The sequence below is a fragment of the Neorhizobium phenanthreniclasticum genome, assembly GCF_040066075.1.
GTDB lineage: Bacteria > Pseudomonadota > Alphaproteobacteria > Rhizobiales > Rhizobiaceae > Neorhizobium > Neorhizobium petrolearium.
Genome location: NZ_JBEAAL010000003.1, coordinates 404,368 through 410,367, shown reverse-complemented (window position 1 = coordinate 410,367; position 6,000 = coordinate 404,368). Strand labels below are relative to the sequence as shown.

General features: G+C 62.2%; 8 protein-coding genes. 7 read left to right on the top strand and 1 reads right to left on the bottom strand.

Annotation, left to right across the window (positions count from 1 at the left end; translation table 11 throughout):
• From ABK249_RS08115 to ABK249_RS08100, 4 genes are all read left to right on the top strand, one after another.
• Positions 1-422 (top strand): carbohydrate ABC transporter permease (locus ABK249_RS08115; protein ID WP_348862553.1); only part of this gene is annotated, 422 nt, incomplete at its 5' end.
• Positions 422-1,474, top strand: coding sequence for a carbohydrate ABC transporter permease (locus ABK249_RS08110; RefSeq protein ID WP_227704233.1), 1,053 nt, complete (start codon positions 422-424; stop codon positions 1,472-1,474). The genes ABK249_RS08115 and ABK249_RS08110, both read left to right, overlap by 1 nt.
• A gap of 9 nt (positions 1,475-1,483) precedes the next feature.
• Positions 1,484-2,581 carry an ABC transporter ATP-binding protein gene (locus ABK249_RS08105; RefSeq protein ID WP_227704234.1) on the top strand — a complete coding sequence of 366 codons (1,098 nt, stop codon included), beginning with the start codon at positions 1,484-1,486 and terminating at the stop codon, positions 2,579-2,581.
• Between the two features lie 103 nt (positions 2,582-2,684).
• Entirely contained in the window at positions 2,685-2,930 is a 246-nt protein-coding gene (locus tag ABK249_RS08100) for a DUF6719 family protein (RefSeq protein ID WP_037157165.1), read from the top strand.
• 14 nt (positions 2,931-2,944) lie between these two features.
• Here the strand turns inward: ABK249_RS08100 and ABK249_RS08095 are convergent, their stop codons facing one another.
• The gene (locus ABK249_RS08095) at positions 2,945-3,838 is read right to left on the bottom strand and encodes an alpha/beta hydrolase family protein (protein ID WP_348862552.1); all 894 of its coding nucleotides are present in this window, start codon (positions 3,836-3,838) and stop codon (positions 2,945-2,947) included.
• Between the two features lie 645 nt (positions 3,839-4,483).
• Here ABK249_RS08095 and ABK249_RS08090 point away from each other — a divergent pair.
• The 3 genes from ABK249_RS08090 to ABK249_RS08080 all read left to right on the top strand — a co-directional run bounded on the left by ABK249_RS08090 (position 4,484) and on the right by ABK249_RS08080 (position 5,996).
• The gene (locus tag ABK249_RS08090; protein WP_037157161.1) at positions 4,484-4,870 is read left to right on the top strand and encodes a hypothetical protein; all 387 of its coding nucleotides are present in this window, start codon (positions 4,484-4,486) and stop codon (positions 4,868-4,870) included.
• A 52-nt stretch (positions 4,871-4,922) separates the two neighbouring features.
• Positions 4,923-5,669 carry a bifunctional 2-polyprenyl-6-hydroxyphenol methylase/3-demethylubiquinol 3-O-methyltransferase UbiG gene (gene ubiG, locus ABK249_RS08085; protein ID WP_037157357.1) on the top strand — a complete coding sequence of 249 codons (747 nt, stop codon included), beginning with the start codon at positions 4,923-4,925 and terminating at the stop codon, positions 5,667-5,669.
• A 63-nt stretch (positions 5,670-5,732) separates the two neighbouring features.
• Positions 5,733-5,996, top strand: coding sequence for a ribbon-helix-helix domain-containing protein (locus ABK249_RS08080; RefSeq protein WP_037157160.1), 264 nt, complete (start codon positions 5,733-5,735; stop codon positions 5,994-5,996).
• Positions 5,997-6,000 lie beyond the last annotated feature (4 nt).

Here is a 6,000-nt window from a genome sequence, read left to right as displayed (position 1 = left end):
CCGCCACGATCGGCGTGTCGATCTGGGCGCATATGGGCTTCTATGCGCTGATCCTGCTCGCCGGCCTGCAGGCGATTCCCAAGGATCTCTATGAAGCGGCCGAGATGGATGGCACGAAGCCCGCGCGTGTCTTCTGGCGCATTACCCTGCCGCTGCTTGCTCCCAATCTCCTGGTCGTCGTGGTGCTGGCGCTGATCCGCGCGGTCCAGATCTTCGATGAGGTCTATGTGCTGACCGGCGGCGGTCCGGGCACCAGCACGCTCTACCTTACGCAGTATATCTATGAAACGGGCTTTGCCTCGGCGCTCCGCAATCCTGGCCTCGCGGCCGCGGCCTCGATCCTGATGGGGGGCGTACTCGTGGTCCTCACGTTGATCCAGCTCGGCATCGGCCGGAAGAACGAGAACAAGGGGAAACGCTGATGGGTGCGGCTGCGCGTTTCATTCTGCGTCGCAAGGGCGGCAAGGGCTGGCACTGGACGGACATCGTCACCTGGGTCTGGCTGATCGGCGGGCTGATCATCATGTTCGGCCCGGCCGTCTGGCTTGCCTTTTCCTCTTTCAAGACCCCGGCGGCACTTGCCGAATTCCCGCCGTCGATCCTGCCCTATGTCACCAGCCAGGCGACGGTCGAGGGCTACGACAAGCCGCTGCAGCTCTTTGATGCGAAGATGCCGGACGGCTCGACCCGCGTGCTGGCGGAAGTGCGTCGCATCGGCATCATGTCCCAGATGGTCGATCCGAAGACGCCGGGCGAGATCATCCGCGTCAACATCAACGACCGCCAGCCGGTGCGTACCCTCTCCTTCGCGACGTCGAACTATACCGAACCCTTCGTCCATTTCGATTTCCTGCGCTACCTCTGGAACTCCGTCTTCGTGACGGTCACGGCGACGCTGATCACCCTCGTCGTCAACTCCATGGCCGCCTTCGCGCTGTCGAAATACGAATTCCGCGGCCGCTCCGCCGCCATGCTGATCATTCTTGCGACGCTCATGGTGCCGCTCTCGGTCATCATGGTGCCGCTCTATTCGATCATCTCGTCGCTCGGCCTGTTCAACAGCCTCTGGGGCGTCATCCTGCCGACCGTCGCCACACCGACCGGTGTCTTCATCCTGCGCCAATACATGCTGACCATCCCCGACGAACTGATCGACGCGGCGCGCATGGACAAGGCCTCCGAATGGCAGATCTACTGGCGCATCGTGCTGCCGCTGACGGCACCGGCGCTCGCCGTGCTCGCGATCTTCTCGGTCGTCTGGCGCTGGAACGACTTCCTCTGGCCGCTGATCGTTTTGTCCCGCCGCGAGCTCTACACCCTGCAGGTGGGGCTCAGCATCTATTCCGGCGAACTGAACGTCCAGTGGCACTTCATCCTGGCCATGACCGTCGTGACGATGATCCCGGTCGTGCTGGTCTTCATCTTTCTGCAGCGTTTCATCACCACCGGCATTGCCGGCACCGGACTTAAATAAGGAACACCGATGGGCGAGATCAAACTCACCGATGTCAAGAAATCCTACGGCGCCGTCGACGTCCTGAAAGACATCAACCTGCATATCAACGATGGCGAGTTCGTCGTCTTCGTCGGCCCCTCCGGCTGCGGCAAGTCCACGCTGCTCCGCACCATCGCCGGCCTTGAGAAGGTCACCGGCGGAGAGATCGAGATCGACGGCAAGCGGGTGAACGAGGTGACCGCCGCCGACCGCGGGCTTGCCATGGTCTTCCAGTCCTATGCACTCTATCCGCATATGAGCGTGCGCCAGAACCTCGCCTTCGGGCTGGAAAACTCCAACATGCCGAAGCCGGAGATCGCCGAGCGCATCCAGGAAGCCGCCCGCATGCTGGAGATCGAGCCCTATCTCGAGCGCCGTCCCGGCCAGCTTTCCGGCGGCCAGCGCCAGCGCGTCGCGATCGGCCGCGCCATCGTCCGCCGTCCGACGGCCTTCCTGCTCGACGAGCCATTGTCGAACCTCGATGCGGAATTGCGCGTCTCGACTCGCGCCGAGCTTGCCGCACTCCATGCCCGCATCGGCTCGACGATGATTTATGTCACCCACGACCAGGTGGAGGCGATGACGCTCGCCCACCGCATCGTCGTCATGCGCGCCGGCAGGATCGAACAGGTCGGCACGCCGCTCGAACTCTACAACACGCCCGCCAACCGCTTCGTCGCCGGCTTCATCGGCGCGCCGCACATGAACTTCCTCTCGGGCGAAGTCCAGGAGGTGGAAACCGGTTCGGTCACGCTTGTCATCGGTGGCGGTCATCGCCTCACCGTGCCGCTTGCCGACCACAAGCTTCGTGGCCACAAGCTGAAGGCCGGCGAAAAACTGACGGTCGGCATCCGCCCGCAGCACATCACGCTGGCGAACAATCCGGGCAGCCTGCCGGTCAAGGTGCGGTTGGTGGAGGCCCTCGGCTCGGAAACCGTCATCCATGCGGATCTGAACGGCGAAAAGCTGCTCGCGGTCGTCCAGGGCCAGAAGCATATCGCCCCGGGCGACGAGGTGCATTTCTCCGTCGCCGGCGCGCCATTGCATCTGTTCGATCAGAATGGATTGCGGGTCAAAGGGGCGTAAGTCCCACCCCTGCCCTTTTGGCCTCCCCTACTCCGGATGGACAGCTGGCCGCCCCGCCGGCCCGTCTATAGACTCGCCGGAAGCGAGCGGAAGGGAGGCCCGAATGTATCGCATGTCCATGATTGCCTTGTCTGTCGCGGTTCTGCTGGAGCCGGTCGCAGCCACTTCGGCTTATGCCCAGAGCAGGACAGTGACCACCCAGCCGACACTTCAGACCTTGCCGCCGGGACGAGCCGTTCTTTTCGACAACAAGAAATGTCCTGCAGGACAGATCGCGCGTTACGCCAGGTCGAAAATGAGGGATCAGATATCCATCAAATGCGTTCACATCACCGGCCTTGGCAAATAGCGTGATCTCAAGCCTCACAAATACCCCTTGAAGAACGCCAGCACCGCCCGGCGCATGGCGGGCGTTTCCTGATGCCCGACGCCGGCTTCCGGCAGGAACACCAGCGCCCCAAGCGCCTCCGCTTCAAGATAGGCCGCTTCCGTCTCGGCAAAGGCCTTCTCCACCGCCTCCGGCGGCGTCAGCGGATCATCCCAGCCGACACAGATGAGCTGCGCCCGCGGCGCCACCAGCCCGGCGATCTCGCCGATCGAGGTTTCCTTCAAAAGACCCGGCACCGTCAGATAATGCCCATGGCGGTCATGCGCGCCCGTCTGCACGAGGGTGGCGAAATCCGCATAACAACAGAGATGTGCGGTCGCCTTCACCCGGTGATCGACCGCCGCGAGAAAATAGGCGAGCGTCGCCCCCATCGAAAGTCCGGTGACCCCGATCCGCTCCGGATCGACGTCCGGCCGCGCCGCCAGCCAGGAAAGCGCCCCCACCTGTTCCGAGACCATCTGCCCGAACAGCGTCTTCCCGTGCCAGAGCGCCGCCTTTGCGGCCGCATCCTCGGTGACGCCCGCCCGTTCGCCGAAGGTCGGCATGTCGATGCACAGCGTCACATACCCTTCCCGCGCCAGCACGGGGCCCGGCGCATCGAGGAGCGCCGCGCGGCCCTCGGTCAGCTCCAAAGCGCCGATATCGTATCGGCCGCCATGCGCATGGGCATAAAGGATCGCCGGTCCGGGACTGGCGGAGGCTTCGCCCGGCCGGGTCAGAAAGCCGCGGACTTCCGTTCCGTCTGAGAGCTGGAACCGCAGCCGCTCCAGAACATATCCGTCGTGGATTTCGACGGCGCTATCGATCAGCGTCAGCGACACGTCTTCGAACGCCAGCAATTCCTTGAGCCGCGCCACGGTGATCGCCATATTCCCCTCCCTGTGAGCCGCTTCGTCCGAGGACGGCGTTATGCATGGCACAACCCTATCTCCCTCCTTGCGGGGGAGATAGGCTGAACGCACCTGCTTCCCCAACAACTGCGGAGCAGTTTGGTGAGTCATTGCTTTGTGGGAAGGCCATGCCGCTTGTGATCTCCCCACCCGTGGGGGAGATGCCCGGCAGGGCAGAGGGGGGTATGGCGAGCCAAATCAAAACCTTGCGAGAAATCGACAGAAAAAACTGCCTCCGTTTATCCCCGCCCTCGCGCCTTGTGCCTACAATCTTCGCGTTCCGTTTCGGCTACACCGGTTCAAGCATCGCCGGCGAGATGGGACCGGTGCCCTTTCGGCCTGCCGTTGATGCAGGCGGGTTGTCAGGGGCTGCGCAGAAAATGGTTCCCCCCGTGCCTTGTTGCGCGGCGTGCGTGTGTCGCACCCAACCCGCTATGGCATCCGCAAGGACGTAAGACCATATCGCCGTAGAGGAACCGGAGTTGCGCAGCACAAGAACACTGAACGGGACACGTCGCGTGTCACTATAAAAATCTAATTCGAGGCACCCGACGTGTCCCGGCCGAAACAAAACCACCGAGATCGCCAAGGAGTGAATCTGTCTTGCCGCAAAGGAGGAAGAGCATGGATGAGCCGGACTTCAGCAACTACGAAAAGCGCCGGGCCGAACAGCACGAGGAACTCTGCCGCGCGGCTGCGACATTGTTTTGCATCTCGGATCGCATCTGCCATTTACGGGTTTGCCGTCGTTATCGCATCTGCGTCGGGCCGATGCTGCCCTCGCCGCACCAGGCATGGGCTGTCCGCGCCCAGCGGGAAATCGGCCTTAGCGGCAAGGCTTGTGCCGAGCTTCCCCTCTGCATTGCAAACCAGGAGCCGTGGGCATTCGATATCTACAAGAAATTTATGAACGTCCTTCAGCAGGTAAGGCTCGACAGCCCGAAAATGGATTTGATCTTGGCTTGCGCCGAGAATGCGGCAATGCGGCGCTTGCCGAAGAAGCGCTCTTGACTTCCAATCCCTATCATCCGACTTCAACCAGTGAAACGAAGGGATGAAGATCATGACAGAAGCCGCCCGCAGCACCATCGATCAGAGCGAAGTCGACCGGTTCTCCGCCATGGCGGCCGAATGGTGGGACCCGACGGGAAAATTCAGGCCGCTGCACAAATTCAATCCCGTCCGGCTCACCTATCTGCGAGACCGCATCTGCGAAAATTTCGGCCGTGACCCGAAAAGCCACCTGCCGCTTTCCGGCCTCCGCATCCTGGATATCGGCTGCGGTGGCGGCCTGCTGTCGGAACCGGTCGCCCGCATGGGCGCCACCGTCGTCGGCGCCGACCCGTCGGAAAAGAACATCGGCATCGCCTCCACCCATGCGGCCGAGACCGGCACGTCGGTTGATTATCGCGCCGTCACCGCCGAACAGCTTGCCGAAGCGGGCGAAACCTTCGACGTCGTCTTGAACATGGAAGTGGTGGAGCATGTGGCGGACGTGGATTTCTTCATCACCACCTGCGCGAAAATGGTCCGCCCCGGCGGGCTGATGTTCGTCGCCACCATCAACCGCACCTTCAAGGCCGGGGCATTGGCGATCTTTGCGGCGGAAAACGTCCTGCGCTGGCTGCCGAGGGGCACCCACCAATACGAAAAACTGGTGCGTCCGGAAGAGCTCGAAAAGCCGCTCCACGCCGCCGGCATGGAGATCATCCACCGCACCGGCGTCTTCTTCAACCCGCTGCAGGACCGCTGGAACCTCTCAGCGGACATGGACGTCAACTACATGCTGCTGGCGAAAAGGGCAGCGTGATCCGCTTCCACGGCCCGTCGGTTCTGTGGTAATCTTCACATCGTTCCGTTTTGGGAGAGACCGATGGCTGAAGCCGTGAAAGTCACAGTAACGCTGGAGCCGGACATCGAGGATTTTGTCCGCGACCAGACTGAACGCGGCTCCTTTGCGTCGTCCAGCGACTATATCGAAACCGTACTTCGCGAACGCTTTGAGCGCGCGCGTGAGCAGCTGGATGCCGAACTTCAGAAAGGCATCGACGATATCGAGGCCGGTCGGTTCATGTCGATCGAGGAGGCTTTCGATAGTGTCTACGAGGAACTCGGCCTGAAGCGTCTGGCACGATGAAAGT

What these genes read in the sequence shown, in the direction of transcription:
- ABK249_RS08105 (WP_227704234.1), top strand. Translation starts at nt 1,484, where the DNA reads ATGGGCGAGATCAAACTCACCGATGTCAAGAAATCCTACGGCGCCGTC.
- ABK249_RS08095 (WP_348862552.1), bottom strand. Translation starts at nt 3,838, where the DNA reads ATGGCGATCACCGTGGCGCGGCTCAAGGAATTGCTGGCGTTCGAAGAC.
- ABK249_RS08080 (WP_037157160.1), top strand. Translation starts at nt 5,733, where the DNA reads ATGGCTGAAGCCGTGAAAGTCACAGTAACGCTGGAGCCGGACATCGAG.
- ABK249_RS08110 (WP_227704233.1), top strand. Translation starts at nt 422, where the DNA reads ATGGGTGCGGCTGCGCGTTTCATTCTGCGTCGCAAGGGCGGCAAGGGC.
- ABK249_RS08090 (WP_037157161.1), top strand. Translation starts at nt 4,484, where the DNA reads ATGGATGAGCCGGACTTCAGCAACTACGAAAAGCGCCGGGCCGAACAG.
- ubiG (WP_037157357.1), top strand. Translation starts at nt 4,923, where the DNA reads ATGACAGAAGCCGCCCGCAGCACCATCGATCAGAGCGAAGTCGACCGG.
- ABK249_RS08100 (WP_037157165.1), top strand. Translation starts at nt 2,685, where the DNA reads ATGTATCGCATGTCCATGATTGCCTTGTCTGTCGCGGTTCTGCTGGAG.